Below are 17,551 nucleotides of genomic sequence, written 5' to 3' on the forward strand. Positions count from 1 at the left end.
GCGAGAGGCGCGCGGCCATGCCAGGGTGGTGCTGCACACCCACGACGCCCGTGCGGCCAGTCTGGGCGCGCTGTGCAAGGGAACGTGGGGGGCAAAGGTGCCGCTTCTGCATACCCGGCGGGTGTCCTATCCGCTGGGCCGGGGCCTGAGCCGCCGCAAGTATCTGGCGGCGGACGCGGTGGCGGCGGTCAGCGCCGAGACGGGCGGCGTGCTGGCGGCTGCCGGGCTGGACCCGGCGCGCATCACGGTGATCCATTCCGGCATCGACCCTTCCCGCTACTACCCTCGGCGCGAACGCGGCGACGGTCGTTTCGTGTTCGGCATGGTGGGCGCACTCACCCCGCAGAAGGGCCATGCGGTGCTCATAGAGGCGCTGGCGGCCCTGAAGGCAGGGTCTGTGCGCAGCGAGGGGGACACCGAAGCCAGCGATGTGGCCGTTGATACGGCTGGCGGCGATTCCATGCCCCCGTGGGAAGTGCGCGTGGTGGGCGAAGGCCCGCTGTTCGGCATCCTGCTGGACCGGGCCGATGCGCTGGGCGTATCCCCGCACATGGCCTTTCTGGGGCGGCAGGACAGCCGCCGCATGCTGCCCGACTGTGATGCGCTGGTGGTGCCCTCGGTACATGGCGAAGGCAGCAGCGGGGTGATCAAGGAGGGCTGGGTGACCGGGCTGCCGGTGATCTGCTCCGGCCTCGCCTCCAACCTGGAACTGGTGCGCGACGGCGAAAACGGCCTGGTGGTTCCTCCCGGCGATGCACCGGCCCTGGGCGAGGCCATGCGCCGCATCGCCACGGACGCTGCCCTGCGCGCCCGGTTGGTGGCTGGCGGCACGGCCAGTGTGGCCCACTATACCGATACCCGCATGGCCGAATCGTACATGGCCCTGTATCGCCGCTTGCGATAAGCGTTTCTTTCGCCTGCCTCCTTCCCAGTCATCTTCCCGGCTTTCTGTTCTCTCCGCCTGCCGGCGCCTCCTTTTTTCTCTGCTTGTCGTACCGCTGTTGCCGCGTATCCGTTGTACACGACACGGCGGTCTTTTTCCTGTGCGTTCCGATTCGCCGCGATTCCTTGCTTGCAGATGGAAAATGTTTAAAATTTAGAGTAGGGTGGAGTGGGGTTGCCGTCCGGCGTTTTCACGCAGGATTGGTCCCCTTCCCGCAGAGAACGATTGTGTTCATTTTGTGTGACGGGACCAAACGTGAGCCATTGTACTATTTTTGGTATGTAAGAGTGCTTACTACTGTACGCGCAAGATTCCGCTCACGTTGATTCGTGTTGCAAATGCAGCGATATGTGGACATCTATGCGCAAGGGGCCACATATTCTTCATAATTTGCGAAAAACGACTTGCACGCCACCCGGATGCACGGCACTGCACGGTTTGCGGCGCTTCTTGGCCCGTATACCTTATGGAGAAACTTTAAAGGTAGGGTTTTCCCGCAGTGACAGAGGGTGCAGCCGAGGTATAGGTATGCCGCAAGTGAGCCGCGAGGGGGATTCTCCATGACTTGGGTGTTCATGATCGTGGCGCTGGCGGTGTTGGCTATCCTCATCGTCCGTGACCGGTGATGCCCCTGCGGTCGCCGTGCGCCAGCGGCGAAACGGAGAGCAGAGGGCTCAGCCCGAAGGAAAAGGGCCGGACGTGACAGCGTCCGGCCCTCTCTGTTGTCCGTTTGCGTCTGGTGTGACGTGTCCGCAGCGGATGCTCCCCTTCCCCCTCACATCCTCCATGCGCATGCGCCGCCCAGAGCGCGGACCGGGTGTCGCCCGTAACGGACAAGGGCCGGACGTGCATCGTCCGGCCCTTTCCTGTTTGTTGTCAGTGGGCGCGCCGGTGGTCCGTCACGCCATGCACCCGCCTAGCTGGCCGGGGCCGCGGCGGGTGCGGGCGGCGGAATCAGCCGGGTCTGGCCGTCCCACACGCGCGGTGCCTTGGGGGTGACTGGCAGGTACTTGAACCACTTGTGGGTGGCCATGTGGGCCGGGTCCATTTGCAGTTCGCGGCTGTGCTTCAGGATGGGCGGCACGATCTTCTTGATGTCGCCGTCCAGGTCCTTGGCGGTGGTGAAGGCCGCCGCGCGGATGGCCACGTCCACGGCCTTCTGGCTGTACTGCTGCGACTGGGCCAGGGTGTTCAGGGCCTTGGTGGGGTTGTGGAAGCCCACGCTGTTCTCGGCGGAGATCAGATCCCAGAAGAACTGGCCCTTGCGGCACATCTGGCGCGCCTCGATCATCAGGTCGTCGTAATCGGCGGGCTTGGGTCCGGTGTATTCGGCAGCCATGCGGATGGCCTCGTGCGCCTTCACCGAGATGTCCTGGGCCACCATCAACTGTTCCCAGACCTTGTTCTGGGTGAACAGCACGCGCTGGCGCAGGTAGTCGGGGGTCTTGTCGGTGTGGCACTGGCGGCAGGCGCGCAGGTCCGGATCCTTCAGCGGCGACGTCCAGTGGTGGGTGGACATCTTCTTCTTGCCGTCAAGCCGGGTGTAGGACATGTGGCAATCGGCGCAGGTGACCCCGGCGGAGCCATGCACGCCGTTGATCCACGTTTCGTATTCGGGGTGTTGGGCCTTCAGCATGGGGGTCTTGGACACGGGGTGTACCCAGTCCACGAAGTTGCCCTCGAAGCCCTTGGTGGTCGTGTTGCCGTGGGTCTTGTAGTACTCGAACATGTCTTCGGGGTCGAAGCCGTTGGCCCACGGGAACACCGGCTTCTTGGCCGCGCCGAATTCCTTGTCCTGGAAGTAGTATTCCACGTGGCACTGGCCGCAGACCAGGGCGCGCTTTTCGTTGCGGGACAGGTTCTTGAATTCCTTGTTCTGGGACTTCAGGTAGTCCTTCAGCGGTTCGCTGTACAGGCGCAGTTCCATGGTCTGCGGCTCGTGGCAGTTGGCGCAGCCGATGGTGTGGTCGTCCACGTCCAGCTTCTGGCGAAACTCGTGGAAGTCCTTGGCCCAGAACTCGTCGCCGTTTTCCTTCACCCATTCCATCATCTTGGGCGTCTTGCAGTTCCAGCAGGTGGAGGGCAGGCCCGCCTTCTCGCTGTAGTTGTTCAGCCGGTCGATGTGCAGGATGTCCTTCACCGCGTAGGTGTGGCCGCGCGCGGCGCGGTATTCGTAGCTGAAGGGGTACCCCAGCCACAGGTTCTTCAGGTACGGCTGGGCGTGCTTGTACCCTTCGGGCAGGGGGTTCACGTTGTCGTTCTTGTTGTACGCAACGGATCCGCCGTACTCGGTCATGATCTGCGATTCGTTGTTGCGCAGGTACGTTTCGTAGTGCAGCGGGAATTCCGCCTTGAACGCGGAATTCTTCATTTCTTCAGCGGAAAGTTTGGTCTTGTAGGTGGGCGTCATGGGTTCCGAAGGCTCGGAACAGCCCGCCAGCACGGCGAGCGCCATGGCCACCAGCGCAACGAGAAGGCGACGGCTAGACATCGGCGGCACTCCTTCTGGCAATGGGCAGCTTGGGGGTATGGGGCACGTGACGGTGGCAGTCTGTGCAGTACTTCTTGGTTTCCATGGACACGGTCATGGTGCTGGCCACATGGCAGCGCCGACAGTTGGCCTGTACCACGTCCCTGGTTTCCTCTCCGGGGTGGATCAGATCGGGGATGGTGCCAAGGGTTGTGGAGTAAATGTCGCGCGTGCCTTCCTTGGCCTTGAAGGGCAGCTTGGCGGCCAGGTTGTGCGGCGCATGGCATTCGTTGCACGCCAGCTTCGCGTGCGGCGAACGCTTGTGGGTCAGCGCCGCCTCGGCCATGGAATGGCAGCTACCGCAGAACAGGGCCTGGTCCGTGGCAGTCATGGCCAGGGCCGCGCCTACGGTAACGGCAACGCCCGCCAGCCCGGCCAGGAGCATGATGCGCCATGGTCGGCCGGTGGAGTTGCTCCGCAGAGCATGCATGATTCCTCCTCCTGTTGGTGTGTCGTGCGTCTGCCCGCCGCGAAAGCCGACGCGGCCCGCGTACCGTGGTGGACGGTTCGCGGTGTCGGCCATGCAGTCGCAGGTGTTGCGCGGCGGACGTGGCAAGGATTCCCGCCTCATTGTATGGGAAAACAACATCCTGTGATACAATGATTTTTTTATGGAGCTGCGAAGTCTGAACTTTTACAATTTTCTGATTAATTGTGTATCTTTGTGCTTTGACAAGGAAAAATGACGCGCATTGGTGCGCCGCACAGTTCTCTGCCGCCTCGGGCGGCCCACATCCGGTTCCGATCGGAATGGACAGAACGCCTCGGAAAACAAGGGAATTCCGGATGGGCCGCAACGCATCCCGCAGGAAATGCAGAACAATTGTTGTGTGAGCGTTCAGTTCATATTGAGGGAGGCGTGACCGGCCCGGCACTGTCCGGACGCAAGGCTGGGCGATGGGGATATTTGCCGGAATACCGCTGATAAGTGTTTTATTATAGTGTATTATAATCAATTTTCTTGCAATAATGTAATATTCAGTCATACAAATATGTAATAAAAAAACCAATGTGGCCGCCACCAAACGCGCGATCTTGCCGTTTTTGGGATTTTCCGCTATCGCACGTGAACCCGCTGCGGATTGCGCATTCGTGTCATTCCGGGGCGGAGTCCACGCCATCCGGAGAACGCGTCCATGTGTCGATTGTTCGCCTTGACTTCGACGGAACCCGTCTCCCCCATGGTGGCCATCAATGCCCTGAATGTGATGAAGGAAGGGCATGACGGCTCCGGGGTCGGGCTCTATCTATCCGGTCTGTCGGGTCCCTTCGCGGAGCACCCCGAATATCCCATCCTCTCCGGCATCTTCACCGAAAAGGGCCTGAAGCGGCTCGACGGAATCATGGACGACCTCGGGTTTCGTCCGTTCCATTCGGTGTCGATCATCAAGTCCAGTCCGCCTGCGGGCACGCCCAGGCGCGGCGTGTACCTGGCCCGCGCCTACGAGCCGCCGAAAGCCTGGGCCGACATGCCCGAGGCCGAGCGCACCGCGCAGCTGGTGCAGACCCGCGTGGCCATCCGCCAGCAGGGCGAGGCCGAGCGCGACATGATGGCCTTTTCGTTCTGGCCGGGCGTGGTGATGATCAAGGAAGTGGGCGATCCGCTCACCGTGGGCGAGTACCTGGGCCTTGACCGGCCCGACCTGCACGCCCGCCGCATCCTGTGCCAGGGCCGCCAGAACACCAACTACGCCATCAACCTGTACGCATGCCACCCGTTCTTCATCGAGGGCGTGTGCACCATGACCAACGGGGAAAACACGGCGTTCATCCCGATCCGCGAATACCTTTCGTCGCGCAACGTGCCCGGCTACACCGGCTACCAGTCCGACTCCGAGGTATTCACGCACATCATGCATTTCACGCACTACAAGCTGGGCCTGCCGGTGGAGGCGTACAAGCACGTCATCACCCCGCTGTCCGACGCCGAAATGGCCGGGCACCCCGACCAGGACATGCTGGCCCGCCTGAAGGTGCTGTGCCGCAAGATGATCATCGACGGCCCCAACTGCGTCATCGGCTGCCTGCCGGACGGCACCATGTTCATGGTGCAGGACCGCAAGAAGCTGCGCCCCGGCGTGGTGGGCGGCAAACCCGGCATGTACGCCTTTTCGTCCGAGTTGTGCGGCCTCGACGCCGCCATCCCCGACCGCGACAAGACCCTCGACTTCCAGCCCATGCATCTGGACACGGCCTACGTCCGTCCCGAATGCCAAGAGGTGACCATATGCAGCCAACTGCAGGCATTACCCCGTCAACGCTGAGCGTGAAGGACCTGCCCTGGCAGGTCGAGTGGAACAAGGACACCTGCACCCTGTGCGGGCGGTGTACCTCCGTGTGTCCGGTGAGCGCCATCGAGCTTGCCGTGCACAGGAAGCGCGTGGTCGAAACCACCACCGGCCTCATGCAGAAGCCCAAGAACACCTATTCGGTGTTCCACGGCATCCGCCAGCGCACCGACGCGGCCTACGCCTGCATCGGCTGCGCCATGTGCACCATGGTCTGCCCCAACAATGCCATACGGCCCATGCGGCTGGACGAAGGCACCGCGCTGCGCTTCCACAACAACCGCGGGGGCCACGCCCGCACCCGTGGCGGCCGCCGCAACGCGCCGGACAGCCTGCTGGACCAGATCAAGTTCATCCGCATATCCATGCTCACCGACCCCGCGCTGGACGCCGGGCGGCACGAGTTCGAACTGCGCACCCTGCTGGGCCGCGTGCTGCCGCCCGAACAGGGGCTGAAGGCCTTCCAGGAAAACGGCTGGGTGCCCGCGGTGCGCGAAATCTACCCGCTGGTCATCGGCTCCATGTCCTTTGGCGCGCTTTCTCCCAACATGTGGGAAGGCCTGCAGATGGGCGTTGCCTACCTGAACGAGGAAATGGGCATGCCCGTGCGCATGTGCACCGGTGAAGGCGGCTGCCCGCCGCGCCTGCTGCGCTCGCGCTTTCTCAAATACGTCATCCTGCAGATTGCCTCCGGCTACTTCGGGTGGGATGAAATCCTGCATGCCATCCCCCAGATGAAGGAAGACCCCTGCGCCATCGAGATCAAGTACGGCCAGGGCGCCAAGCCCGGCGACGGCGGCCTGCTGATGTGGCACAAGGTCAACAAGCTCATCGCCTCCATTCGCGGGGTGCCGCCGGGCGTGTCCCTGCCCAGCCCCCCCACCCACCAGACCCAGTATTCCATCGAGGAATCCGTGGCCAAGATGATCCAGTCCATGAGCATGGCCTGGGGATTCCGCGTGCCCGTCTACCCCAAGATATCCGCCACCACCACCTCGCGCGCCGTGCTGAACAACCTGGTGCGCAACCCCTACGCGGCGGGCCTTGCCATCGACGGCGAGGACGGCGGCACCGGGGCGGCCTACAACGTGTCCATGAACCACATGGGCCACCCCATCGCCTCGAACATCCGCGACTGCTACCACGACCTCGTGCAGCAGGGCTGCCAGAACGAAATCCCGCTCATCGCGGGCGGGGGCATCGGCAAGAACGGCAACCTCGCACACAACGCCGCCGCCCTGATCATGCTGGGCGCCAGCATGGTGCAGGTGGGCAAGTACGTGATGCAGGCCGGTGCCGGATGCGTGGGGTCGGAAATCGACCGCTGCAACATCTGCAACCTGGGCCGCTGCCCCAAGGGCATCACCTCGCAGGACCCCCGCGTGTACCGCAGGCTGGACCCGGAAAAGGTGGCCGAACGGGTGGTGGACTTCTACCTGGCCTTCGACACCGAGCTGCGCAAGATATTCGCGCCGCTGGGCCGGTCCACCTCGCTGCCCGTGGGCATGTCCGACGCGCTGGGCATTGCCAACAAACACGCTGCCGACCGGCTCGGCATCCAGTACGTCGTTTAGCATCCGGGGCCTTTCGCCTTCGGGCTTCGTCAGGCGGTCTTCTCCTTCGGGTCACGTACCGAAGAGTACGCTCCCCTCGGAAAAGCCCCGCCTTCCTCGCCGGAAGGCGAAATTCCTCCGGATGCCGGATGCCGGATGCCGGAAGCACCGTGTGAAGAAAAGATTCCGCGCGGCAGACAGGAAATGAAGCTGCGGCGCGGCGAATGAAGATAACGCCGAAAAGGCAACCATACAGCAGCGGAGTGACGCCATGTCCCCCAGCGAAGTGGTCCGCGTAAGCGGCATCGAAGACGGAAAGCGCATCGAATCGCGCATTCTCGAAGAGCGCCTGCAAGGCGTTGTGCGCGACGGCGCGCGCAACGTGGAAGTGGATGCCTGTGGTCAGCACGGCATCGGCGGGCGTTTGTGGATATCGGAACAGGAACCCGTGCACGTCACCGTGCGCGGGTCGTCGGGCCAGCGGCTGGGTTCGCTGGGCAGCACCGGCACCACGGTGGAAGTGTTCGGGCCCGCGTCCGACGACGTGGGCTGGCTGAACGCGGGCGCCAACATCGTCGTGCACGGCAATGCCGGCAACGGCGCGTGCAACGGCATGGCCCAGGGGCGCGTGTACGTGGCGGGCAACATCGGCTCGCGCGGCATGACCATGACCAAGCAGAACCCGCGCTTTTCCGCGCCGGAACTGTGGGTGCTGGGCGGCGTTGGCGACTACTTCGCCGAGTTCATGGCGGGCGGCACCGCCGTGGTTTGCGGCGTGGGCGCGCAGAACCCCGCCAACGTGCTGGGCTACCGTCCCTGCGTGGGCATGGTGGGCGGGCGCATCTTCGTGCACGGCCCGCACGAGGGCTTTTCGCAGGCGGATGCCAAGCAGGTGCCCATCGACGATGCCGCCTGGGCGTGGCTGACCGAAAACCTGGCCGGGTTCCTGGCCGCCATCGGCAAGTCGGACCTTCTGGCCGGGCTTTCGGTGCGCGAGGACTGGCAGTGCATTGCCGCGCGCGGCCCCTTCGAGAAGGTGGGCAAGAAGCGCCGGGCCGTGGCGGATTTCCGCCGCAACGTGTGGGAGAAGGAACTGGGCATGGGCGGCCTTGTGGGCGACCTGACCTCGGTGGACCGCAGCCCCATCCCGCTCATCACCACTGGCGAGCTGCGCCGCTTTGTGCCGGTGTGGGAAAACGGCCAGCACATGGCCCCCTGCCAGTCCAGCTGTCCCACCGGCATGCCGGTGCAGGAGCGCTGGCGGCTGGTGCGCGAAGGCCTGATCGACGAGGCGGTGGACGTGGCCCTGGCCTACACCCCCTTCCCGGCCACCGTGTGCGGCTACCTGTGCCCCAACCTGTGCATGCAGGGCTGTTCGCGCAGCCTGCAACGCATGAAGCCCGTGGACATCACCCAGATCGGCAGGGCGGGCGCCGCATCGCGCACGCCCAAGCTGCCCCCCCTGACCGGGACGAAAGTTGCCGTCATCGGCGGCGGCGCGGCGGGCATCTCTGTCGCGTGGCAGTTGCGCATGCGCGGCATTGCCGCCACCGTGTACGACATGGAAAAGGAACTGGGCGGCAAGATCAGCTCGGCCATTCCCGGCAGCCGCATTCCGCAGGACGTGCTGGACGCGGAACTGGCGCGCGCCCGCGAAGTGCTGCCCCACGTGCATCTGCAACAGCGTCTGGGCAAGGACGACTTCGCCCAGCTGAAGTCCGACAACGACTTCGTGGTGCTGGCCACCGGCGCCAACACCCCGCGCATGCTGCCCGTGCCCGGCAAGGAACTGGCCCGCACCGCGCTGGAATTCCTGAAGTCGGCCAAGTCCGGTTCCGGCACCGTGGGCAAGCGGGTGGTCATCGTGGGCGCGGGCAACGTGGGCTGCGACGTGGCCACCGAGGCCGCGCGGCTGGGGGCGGAATCCATCACCCTCATCGACATCCAGACCCCGGCGGCCTTCGGCAAGGAACGGGAAGAGGCGGAACACGTGGGCGCCACCTTCCGCTGGCCCTGCTTCACCAGGGAGATCACCCCCGAAGGGTTGGTGCTGACCACCGGCGAGCTGCTGCCCGCCGAAACGGTCATCTTCTCCATCGGTGATGCGCCCGGCCTCGACTACCTGCCCGACGACATCGCCGTGGAGCGCGGCCACGTGGTGGTCAACGACATCCAGCAGACCACCGACGCGCGCGTCTTCGCCATCGGCGATGCGGTGCGCCCCGGCCTGCTCACCCAGGCCATCGGCATGGGCCGCAAGGCCGCCGAAGCCATCGTGGAAATGGCCGAAGGCAAGCGCCCCGTGTCCGACACGCGCAAGATGATCGACTATGCGCGCGTGAAGCTGGAATACTTCGACCCGCGCATCGACAACTTCCAGGACCTCGGCCAGTGCGGCGACGCCTGCGCCAGTTGCGGCGCGTGCCGCGACTGCGGCATCTGCGAGACCATCTGCCCGCAGGCGGCCATCAGCCGCCGTGAAGTGCAGGGCGGGTGCGGCTTCGAGATGGCCGTGGACGCCGACAAGTGCATCGGCTGCGGCTTCTGCGCCGGGGCCTGCCCGTGCGGCATCTGGAATCTGGTCGAGAACACCCCGATGGAATAACCGGGCGCACTGCCAGGCTCCACGTCAGCAAGCAAAACGGGCGGTCCCTCCTCACGGAAGGGCCGCCCGTTCGTATTGCGGAAGTTGCGCGAAGGCGCGGGGTTGTCTCTAGCGCAAGATGAACCCCATGGCCTTCAGGTCCTTGGCCCAGCAGCCCCATGGGCCGGTCAGGAAGGTGACCTGCATGGTCCTGGGGTTGAAGCGCACCTTGGCGTCCTGGTCCAGATGGCACTGGCGGTCGTAGTTGGTGTGGGTGATGCGCAGGGTCCACGTGCCGTCCTTGTTGGGGCAGGTTTCCTCCACGTACACCGGGTGGCCGGTGGGCATGCCCCGGCCCTTGTTGGCATCCAGCACCATGACCGAACCCGGCGTGGGCGTGCGGGTGGTGGCCCCGTTGCGCTGGGCACAGCTGAACCACTGCACCGGGCTGGTGTCGCCCAGGCGGCAGGTGTCGATGCCGGTGCGGCAGCGGGCGTAGATCAGGCTTTGCGGCTGGCAGCGTCCGGTGACCTTCACCGTCTTGCCTTTCTTGTCCTTTTTGGTGGTGGTGGCGCCGGGCCGCAGCGAATAGCACTGGCCGCGCGTCTTTTCCTGATTCATGGACACGCACTGGCCTTGCAGCACGCCGGTCAGCGGATCGCACGCGGCGTCATCCGGCGTGGTGGGCGAGTGGGGCTTGCTGGCCGTCTCGCGCATTCTGGCGGCCTCGGCGTCCTTGGCATTTGGGGCTGCGGCTTCGGCCTGTGCCGCTGGGGAGGATGTGGCGTCGGGCACGGATGCGGGCTTGGCGCAGCCGGAAAGCAGCAGCGCCGTGGTCAGCAGCAGCGCCAGGAGGGGCAGCGAGCCCCGCATGGCGGCGGTGGCGGAAAGGCGAAACGGGCGAATGCCGGGCACGGTTCCTCCGTAGGGCGGGTGATGGATGCTGGCAACTGTTGCAGGGCAGACCGGCGCGCGGGCATGCCCCCGCGACGTTTCCGTGGCCGTCCATGAAGGATGGAGTATCATCCGTTGTCGTCGTCTATCCGCCCGGATGCGGTGCGTCAATCTGATGATGTCGGGTGATGCCCCCGCTGATGCTCCGCAAATGAGGCCTGACCGGGCGAAAGGTGGCGGTAGGGGCGCCCGGGCATGCAGGGTCATTGGCGCGGGGGCTGCATTTTTCGGCTATCCATGCTGCCGCAGGGGGTTGCGGCGGGCTGCCGGTACGATATGGTGGAGCCAAGTACTGCAGGAACAACCGAAACGCACGGGGTGAACGATGCACGCGGCACAGGGAGCTTGCGCCCGGAAGGCATGCGCACGGACGCAACGCGCCAGACATGGGAACGACCGTACCGCGCATGATGGGGCAATTGGCTTCATCCGTTGCGTCGCCGTCGCAATACTTGTGCCGCTGGCGTTTCTTGCCGCGTCCATCGGCCCTGTCCGTTCCGCCATGGCCCTGGACGACATTGCCAACCTCAAGGGCATGGGCGTGGTGGCGGCGGGGCAGGTGAAGCGGCTGGATTGCCCGGTGGGGAGCCGTTTCGACTGCAACTCGTGGCCCACCAACTTCCTGAAGTTCGAGTACGAGAATGTCTGCTTTGCCACCGACCCCGGCGTGTGCGGTGCCTACTGCAAGGGCATTCTGGCAACGGACAAGGGCAAGTCCGTGTATTTTTTCGAATCCCAGCCGGGGGGCGATCTGGCCCAGCGCCGCGCGCGCGGCTATGAGTGTCCGCCGGGCTTCTAGGGGGTGTCGTCACGAGGGGCCTTCTGCCCTCTGCCGGACCGCCCCGAAGGGCGCGAAGCGTGCCCGTTGGGCGAGCCTGCGAGCCTTGCCCCAGCCGTAGGCGAGTATTCGACCCGTACGGATGGGACAACAGCGATACGGGCATTGAGCGCACAACGGTCAGAACGGTTTTTATTTCGGTCGAGTACGCGAAGGTGCACTCTGCGGTCCTCAGCCGTAAGGTTCGCTCCGCTCACCTGACGGCTGAGGCGCTCCCTCCATAAAAAACGGCTCTTCCTTGGCAGAGAACAAAATTCCTGATCGTGACGCCCCCCTTGGGGCTGTTGCCGGGCACACGTCGCGAAAAAAGGGCGGAACCGCATGCGGTTCCGCCCGTGCCTGTTCATCTCCCGTGTCGTTGTGCCTACTTGTCGGCGGCCTTCGGCACGAACACCTTGTATTCGCTGTCCTTCTCGTGCTGCGGGTGGTACGGCCCGTAGGGCATGGCGTTGAGGGCGATGGCGTTGGCCTGCATGGCGTAGGGCACGTAGTCGGCCATGGCTGTGTTCATGGCCGTCACCACCACCTGCACCAGCAGCCCGGCCAGGCCGCCGCCGGTGTTGTGGTTGGTCAGGTCCACGACCACCGTGCCGGAGTAGTTCCACATCTTTTCGCCGGTGGTGGTGGATTTCAGTTCGCATTCCACGGCCACGGTCAGGTACGAGGCCACCACCGCGTACGAGGTGTCCCACTTCTTGATGCGGGTGAACAGCACCGCGTCGGCCCCGAAGTATTCCTTCAGGGTGTTCAGCGGCAGGTCGTACAACTGGTGCCCGTCGGTGATGCCTTCATGGGCCAGGATGTCCGAGGACACCTCGTACGGCAGCACGTAGTACCCGGTGAACACCAGCGGTTCCTGGATGGTGGTGGAATAGTACGTGGGCGCGTCCGCCGCCGTGGATTCGTTGATGGGCGGCAGCACCACGATGGAACGCGGCTTCTGTTCGTACATCAGCGGAAAGAGTTCCGCCTTGGTGGATTGCTGCGCGGTGTGGGCGCAGCCGCCCAGCAGGGCAAGGGCCAGCAGCAGCGTGGCGGCGATCAGCCTATTCATGGGCGGCCCCCTCCCCGGCGGGCAGTACGGGCGCGTCGTTCATCGCATCGGCGGGAGTGATGACGCCCCCCTTGCTGTCCGCACCTTCCGTTGCCGCGCCATCGGCCGCAGGCTTTTCCGCGCCGGTTCCGGACGAGGCGTCCGCCCAGGCCAGCAGGCGCGTGGTGAACACCTTGGATTCCGGGTACAGCCGGTTTTCCGCCTCGAAGTACTTTTTGGCATCGGCCATCTGGCCCGCCTTCAGGCTGATGTAGCCAAGCTCGGCGAAGATGCCGGGCGGCACACGCAGGTTGCGCTGTTCCGACTTGGCCACGATGTCCTGCATGGCCTTGACGTGCTTGTCCTGCTGTTCCTGCGCGGGGTTCTTGCGGCAGGCGTAGAGGGTGGAGGAGTAGTTGTCCATGCAGTACATGGCGTTGGGTTTGGCGCAGCCGGTGCACAGCACGCACAGGGCGGCGGCCAGCAGTGCCAGTTGCGCGGCCCGCAGGGGATTTGCCAGGGAGTGAGTGCTCTCGTGCGCCATGGTCATGGGACAAGAATCTCCTTGGTCATGCCCGCGCCCACCAGCACGGTGCGGTTCACCACCACCACGCCGTCGCGTTCGACGATGACGGTGTAGCGGCCCGGAGCCACCTCGTACACGGTGTCCTTGGTCTTGGGGGTGGTGTTCCAGTCCTTGGCGCCGCTGGACTGCCCCAGGGTGAAGGGGGGCAGGTCGTTCAGGCGGGCCACGGCGCCCCTGGCGTTGCCGGTGAACCAGAAATAGGCCTTGGTGTCGCCCTGCACCACGCCCTCGCGCGAGGCGCAGCCCGCGAACAGCCCGGTAAGCAGCAGCACGGCGGCCAGCGCCGCCAGCGTGGCGATGCGTGTGGATGTCTTGTGCATGATGCCCCCTAGCGAACTTCGCGGATGAACAGTTTGCCGTACTCGTTGGTGGCGTCCCACGCGGCCAGCGAGCCTTCCTGCAACGTGCAGGCGGAAACTTCGCTCTCCGGCGTGTCGCCCAGGGTGGCGGCCACGCGCAGCCTGCCCACCACCTTGCCGGGCAGGACGATGTCCATGTTGGTCTGGGGGTTGCGCACCTTCTGCCCCTCGGCCACCACGTCGAACAGGTCGCCCGCCTTGATGTTCTGGGTCTTGCCGCCGGAAATCAGGTACTGCCCGCCTTCCTGGGCCAGGATGTAGCCCTTCCAGGGGCGTTCCAGCAGGTTTTCGATGATGTTCGACGACACGTTGGTGATGGCCGCCTCGATGGCCTTGTCGTTCAGCGTGGTGTCGTACCCGGCGCGGCTGCCCACGCCCATGATGCTGCCTGCCTCGGAATAGGCCTCGCCGCTGCCTTCCTCGGAATGGATGATCTGGCCGGTGGAAACCTCCACCAGGCGGATGTGCACCTTGGCGAAGGCCACCTGGCGCTTCGAGCGGCTGAACACGCCCACGTCGCCCACGTCCTTGCGCCCGAATTCGGTGACGGAACCCAGAATCAGGTAGTCCGCCATGTTGCGGTATTCGCCCGCGCCGCCGATGCCCAGTTCCTTCTGAATCTTGTCCAGGTCGGCGCGTTCGATGAGGATGAACTTTTCGGTGGCCACCAGCTTAGAAGACAGGATGTCCACGGCCTGCTTGCCCAGGCGGTCGCGTGAATCCTTGTCCAGGAAAAAGCTCTGGCCGTACTTGGTCTCGTTGGTGAAGCGGCCGATGGCGACTTTCCGCTTCACGCCCTTCTTGTCCATGGCGGCGGCCTGCTGCACGGTGGGGCTTACCGCCGCCGGTGCCCCTTCCACGCGTTCCGCCTTGGGCCGCTCGGTGGTGGCGCACCCTGTCATCAGGAGCGCTACGGCCAGCAAGGGAATCAACCTTTTCAACACGTTGTACCTCCCCAAAGGTTAGAACGGAAAATGAAAGTGATTGCTTACCAATAGATACACGTCTTTACAATATGCATGGGGGGTTACTGATTGGATTTGCGAATTTGTATAGCGCGGGCCGATGGGGAATCGTTCTGCGAACATCGTTGCCCGCATGTCCGTGTGGTGCGGCATCTTTCGACATCCCGGCACCGGAGCGCGCCGGGATGTCATGCTTTGCCCGTACCTGCCGATATGCTACGGAAAGCGCACGCCTCGCCGCGCGGGGCCGCGCCCGTACATTTTCCGGAGGTTTCATGCCCGCCACCGACGCCCCCCTCGCCAAATGGATGTTCCTGCACCTGCTGCACGGCCTCAGCCAGTCCGGCTACGCCATGGCCGGGGCCAACGAACTGCTGGGCGAACTGGACAAGCTGCCCCCGCAGCAGCAGAAGGCACGGGTGCTGTTCGGTACCGGGCTGTTGCGCCAGGCCCTGCTGTTGAATCCGCTGGACACAGGGCTGCGTGGGTTGGTGGGGCAACTGGGGGCCATGGCCGCGCCGTCGCCCGCCTATGCCGCGTGGCTGAAAGCGTCCGCCGCCGTGCTGGATGGCCAGCCGCAGGTGCCCGCCAACGAGGCCTTCGGCAGGGTCTGGGACCTGCCCGCCGACCCGGACGCGGTATTGGCCGCATGCCGCCAGGCCACGGCACCCGGCGACGTGTTCGCCTGCCTGATGCGCCTGTGGGAAATGGGCACGTGGGAACATACGGCGGCGGGGATCGCGCATTTTCTCGCATCCCCGGCGGCTCCGGCGGGTGCGGGCGTGCTGGCCCACGCCGCCCATGCGGCGGGTGATGCCGCCCTGCGCGACGAACTGCTGGCGAAAGCCCTGCCGTGCCCGCTGACGATGTTGCTGCGCGCGCGCATGGCCGAGGCCGCCAATGACCTTTCCACGGCCCGCGCCCTGTACATGGAAACGCTGGACGCCGAACCCGCCTTGCTGTTCCTGGTGCGCCACCTGGCCCAGATGGGCAGGCCCGAGGCCCCGGCCTCGGTGCTGGAGGGGCGGCGCATCGGCGTGGGGTTCTACACCTGGAACAAGTTGCAGGTGACCCTGGATACCCTGGCCAGCCTGCTGGCTTCGGACATTGGCGGGGCGCACGTGGCGCTCATCAACAACGGGTCCACGGCGTTTTCGCGCGACGAGTTCGAGGCGGGCGTGCGCGCGGTGGCCGCCGGGCGGCAGGTGGAACTGATCCAGCTGCCCATCAACATCGGCGCGCCCGCGGCCCGCAACTGGCTGTGGCACCTCGATTCCATGCGCGACAGGGAGCTGTTCGCCTTTCTGGACGACGACGTGCTGCTGCCGCGCACCTGGCTGCGCAGCTACGTGCAGGACATGGACGAAATGCCCGGCACCGTGGTGGTGGGCCCGCAAGGGGTGAACCCCGGCAGCCTGCCCACGGTGCAGTACGTGGCCCGCTACTTCGAGAAGACCGGCAAGCACCTCATCCGGTTCACCAACAACGCGCCGCTGGTCATGGATTTCGGCCAGTACGGGCAGCGCCGCCCGTGCCTTTCGGTGATGGGCTGCTGCCACCTGCTGGACAAGGCGGCCTGCGCCCGGCTGGGCGTGCCCGACTTCGACCTGCGCTTTTCGCCTTCGCAGGTGGACGATCTGGAGCACGACATCCAGGTGTGGAAGGCGGGGGGCCGGGTGGTCTACGACGGCAGGGTACGCGTGGTGCACCGCCAGGACGCCGGGCGCGCCGCGCCGCTGTCCGAGGCCTCTTGGGGGCATGTGTGGGGCAACCACTACAAGATGGAACGCAAGTTCACCGAGCAGGAACTGGCCGACGTGGACCGGGCCACCCGCGCCGCCGACGTGGCCGACCTGGTGGCCGCCTACGAGTCGGTGGCCGGGCAACTGCCGTCCGCCGCGCGGTCGTACGTGGGGCTGTGCGTGCGCACCCTTCAGGCGGCTGCACGGGAAGGCGCGCTTTAGCTGCGCAGCCGGGCGGATGCAACGCAAGGAAGCGGGGGGTGTCGCCACTCCCCGCTTCCTGCTTTCGTGCGTTGTCCAGTCACGCCCGTTACACCCGTCACACCCGTCCCGTCTCGCCGGGCGCGGCGGGGCGGGGCCGGGCGGCTACCGGTGGGCCTTGGCGGGACCGCTGGAGTAGTTCAGCAGCCGGGCCTGCATGGGATGTTCGCCCAGCCATTCCACCTTGCCGTCGTCAATATGGTAGATGGCGCCGACGACCTTCAGCTTGCCCTCGGCAACGCGGGCGCGGATGATGGGGCTTTGGCGCATGGTGTCGTCAATGGCCTGCCAGACATTGGCTTCGATGACCTTGGGCACAAGGGCCGCGCGGTCGTGCTTTGGGTTGGATTTTTCAACGGCAGTCACGGCGGGGACAATGGGGGCCACCAGCATGGGGATGGACCCGTGCACCTCGGCCCCCTGCACCACGGCGGTAACGGCCCCGCACTGGGTATGGCCCATCACCACCATCAGCGGCACGTTGAGGTGGTCCGCGCCGTATTCCGCGGTGCCCACTTCGTCGGTGGCGGCCACGTTGCCCGCCACGCGGATGACGAACAGGTCGCCGACCCCTTCATCGAAAATCAGTTCCACGGGTGCGCGCGAATCGGCGCAGGAAAGAATGATGGCGTAGGGGGTCTGGCCGTTTTGCGAGGTGGCGAGGCGCTTGGCCGACAGGTTCCGCTCGGTCGGGGTTTCGGCCACGAACCGGGCATTGCCTTCCTTCAGGCGTTGCAGGGCCTGGTCCGGGCTGATGCCGGGCCCCTGGCTGCCGGCGAACGCGGTACCGGCCATGACGGCCACGAGAAGCAGGGCTGGCAGGAAACGAAGACGCATGGGTATCCTCCGGATATGGGGGTACAATACAGGATTCTTCTCCCTGCACGATCCTGGAGAAAAAGAAAAGACACCTTG

14 protein-coding genes are annotated in these 17,551 nt (G+C 65.2%); 6 read left to right on the plus strand and 8 right to left on the minus strand.

Annotation, left to right across the window (positions count from 1 at the left end; genetic code table 11):
- The coding region (locus FVW27_RS01955; RefSeq protein ID WP_167122281.1) for a glycosyltransferase family 4 protein at window positions 1–904 on the plus strand (904 nt) is incomplete at its 5' end.
- Between the two features lie 955 nt (window positions 905–1,859).
- Here FVW27_RS01955 and FVW27_RS01960 read toward each other — a convergent pair.
- Window positions 1,860–3,434 (minus strand): ammonia-forming cytochrome c nitrite reductase subunit c552, encoded by a 1,575-nt coding sequence (locus tag FVW27_RS01960; RefSeq protein ID WP_167122283.1) that lies wholly within the window; start codon window positions 3,432–3,434, stop codon window positions 1,860–1,862.
- Window positions 3,427–3,903, minus strand: a complete 477-nt coding sequence (locus FVW27_RS01965) for a cytochrome c3 family protein (RefSeq protein WP_167122285.1) — start codon at window positions 3,901–3,903, stop codon at window positions 3,427–3,429. The genes FVW27_RS01960 and FVW27_RS01965 overlap by 8 nt, the downstream gene beginning before the upstream one ends.
- Before the next feature lie 706 nt (window positions 3,904–4,609).
- On the opposite strand from FVW27_RS01965, the gene FVW27_RS01970 reads away from it, so the two are divergent.
- The 3 genes from FVW27_RS01970 (at window position 4,610) to FVW27_RS01980 (ending at window position 9,919) form a co-directional block, all read left to right on the plus strand.
- Entirely contained in the window at window positions 4,610–5,737 is a 1,128-nt protein-coding gene (locus FVW27_RS01970) for a class II glutamine amidotransferase domain-containing protein (RefSeq protein WP_167122287.1), read from the plus strand.
- Window positions 5,701–7,335 (plus strand): glutamate synthase-related protein, encoded by a 1,635-nt coding sequence (locus FVW27_RS01975; protein WP_167122289.1) that lies wholly within the window; start codon window positions 5,701–5,703, stop codon window positions 7,333–7,335. Before FVW27_RS01970 ends, FVW27_RS01975 begins: the two co-directional genes overlap by 37 nt.
- Window positions 7,336–7,585: 250 nt before the next feature.
- The gene (locus FVW27_RS01980) at window positions 7,586–9,919 is read left to right on the plus strand and encodes an FAD-dependent oxidoreductase (protein WP_167122291.1); all 2,334 of its coding nucleotides are present in this window, start codon (window positions 7,586–7,588) and stop codon (window positions 9,917–9,919) included.
- 108 nt (window positions 9,920–10,027) lie between these two features.
- Here FVW27_RS01980 and FVW27_RS01985 read toward each other — a convergent pair whose 3' ends face one another.
- Window positions 10,028–10,813, minus strand: coding sequence for a hypothetical protein (locus FVW27_RS01985; protein ID WP_167122293.1), 786 nt, complete (start codon window positions 10,811–10,813; stop codon window positions 10,028–10,030).
- A 493-nt stretch (window positions 10,814–11,306) separates the two neighbouring features.
- On the opposite strand from FVW27_RS01985, the gene FVW27_RS01990 reads away from it, so the two are divergent.
- The gene (locus tag FVW27_RS01990; RefSeq protein ID WP_341806032.1) at window positions 11,307–11,651 is read left to right on the plus strand and encodes a hypothetical protein; all 345 of its coding nucleotides are present in this window, start codon (window positions 11,307–11,309) and stop codon (window positions 11,649–11,651) included.
- 403 nt (window positions 11,652–12,054) lie between these two features.
- On the opposite strand, the gene FVW27_RS01995 is transcribed toward FVW27_RS01990, so the two are convergent.
- The 4 genes from FVW27_RS01995 to FVW27_RS02010 are packed head-to-tail and all read right to left on the minus strand — an operon-like array spanning window position 12,055 to window position 14,612.
- A complete protein-coding gene (locus FVW27_RS01995) occupies window positions 12,055–12,744 on the minus strand; it encodes a GNA1162 family protein (protein ID WP_167122295.1) in 690 nt (229 codons plus the stop codon).
- A complete protein-coding gene (locus FVW27_RS02000) occupies window positions 12,737–13,273 on the minus strand; it encodes a DUF4810 domain-containing protein (protein ID WP_167122297.1) in 537 nt (178 codons plus the stop codon). Before FVW27_RS02000 ends, FVW27_RS01995 begins: the two co-directional genes overlap by 8 nt.
- A complete protein-coding gene (locus FVW27_RS02005; RefSeq protein WP_167122299.1) occupies window positions 13,270–13,629 on the minus strand; it encodes a hypothetical protein in 360 nt (119 codons plus the stop codon). The genes FVW27_RS02000 and FVW27_RS02005 overlap by 4 nt, the downstream gene beginning before the upstream one ends.
- An 8-nt stretch (window positions 13,630–13,637) precedes the next feature.
- Window positions 13,638–14,612 carry a CsgG/HfaB family protein gene (locus FVW27_RS02010; protein ID WP_341806034.1) on the minus strand — a complete coding sequence of 325 codons (975 nt, stop codon included), beginning with the start codon at window positions 14,610–14,612 and terminating at the stop codon, window positions 13,638–13,640.
- Between the two features lie 296 nt (window positions 14,613–14,908).
- Here FVW27_RS02010 and FVW27_RS02015 point away from each other — a divergent pair, with 296 nt between their 5' ends.
- Complete coding sequence (locus FVW27_RS02015) at window positions 14,909–16,597, plus strand: glycosyltransferase (RefSeq protein WP_167122301.1); 1,689 nt, start codon at window positions 14,909–14,911, stop codon at window positions 16,595–16,597.
- 144 nt (window positions 16,598–16,741) lie between these two features.
- Here the strand turns inward: FVW27_RS02015 and FVW27_RS02020 are convergent, their stop codons facing one another.
- On the minus strand, window positions 16,742–17,473 hold the full coding sequence (locus FVW27_RS02020; protein ID WP_167122303.1) for a carbonic anhydrase: 732 nt from the start codon (window positions 17,471–17,473) through the stop codon (window positions 16,742–16,744).
- Window positions 17,474–17,551 lie beyond the last annotated feature (78 nt).

The sequence above is a fragment of the Nitratidesulfovibrio liaohensis genome (genome assembly GCF_011682075.1).
GTDB lineage: Bacteria > Desulfobacterota > Desulfovibrionia > Desulfovibrionales > Desulfovibrionaceae > Cupidesulfovibrio > Cupidesulfovibrio liaohensis.

Bases quoted from the DNA above. Each gene is read 5' to 3' on its own strand.
- FVW27_RS01980 (WP_167122291.1), top strand. From the start codon at position 7,586: ATGTCCCCCAGCGAAGTGGTCCGCGTAAGCGGCATCGAAGACGGAAAG.
- FVW27_RS01965 (WP_167122285.1), bottom strand. From the start codon at position 3,903: ATGCATGCTCTGCGGAGCAACTCCACCGGCCGACCATGGCGCATCATG.
- FVW27_RS02020 (WP_167122303.1), bottom strand. From the start codon at position 17,473: ATGCGTCTTCGTTTCCTGCCAGCCCTGCTTCTCGTGGCCGTCATGGCC.
- FVW27_RS01960 (WP_167122283.1), bottom strand. From the start codon at position 3,434: ATGTCTAGCCGTCGCCTTCTCGTTGCGCTGGTGGCCATGGCGCTCGCC.
- FVW27_RS02000 (WP_167122297.1), bottom strand. From the start codon at position 13,273: ATGACCATGGCGCACGAGAGCACTCACTCCCTGGCAAATCCCCTGCGG.
- FVW27_RS01995 (WP_167122295.1), bottom strand. From the start codon at position 12,744: ATGAATAGGCTGATCGCCGCCACGCTGCTGCTGGCCCTTGCCCTGCTG.
- FVW27_RS01970 (WP_167122287.1), top strand. From the start codon at position 4,610: ATGTGTCGATTGTTCGCCTTGACTTCGACGGAACCCGTCTCCCCCATG.
- FVW27_RS01975 (WP_167122289.1), top strand. From the start codon at position 5,701: ATGCAGCCAACTGCAGGCATTACCCCGTCAACGCTGAGCGTGAAGGAC.
- FVW27_RS02005 (WP_167122299.1), bottom strand. From the start codon at position 13,629: ATGCACAAGACATCCACACGCATCGCCACGCTGGCGGCGCTGGCCGCC.
- FVW27_RS02015 (WP_167122301.1), top strand. From the start codon at position 14,909: ATGCCCGCCACCGACGCCCCCCTCGCCAAATGGATGTTCCTGCACCTG.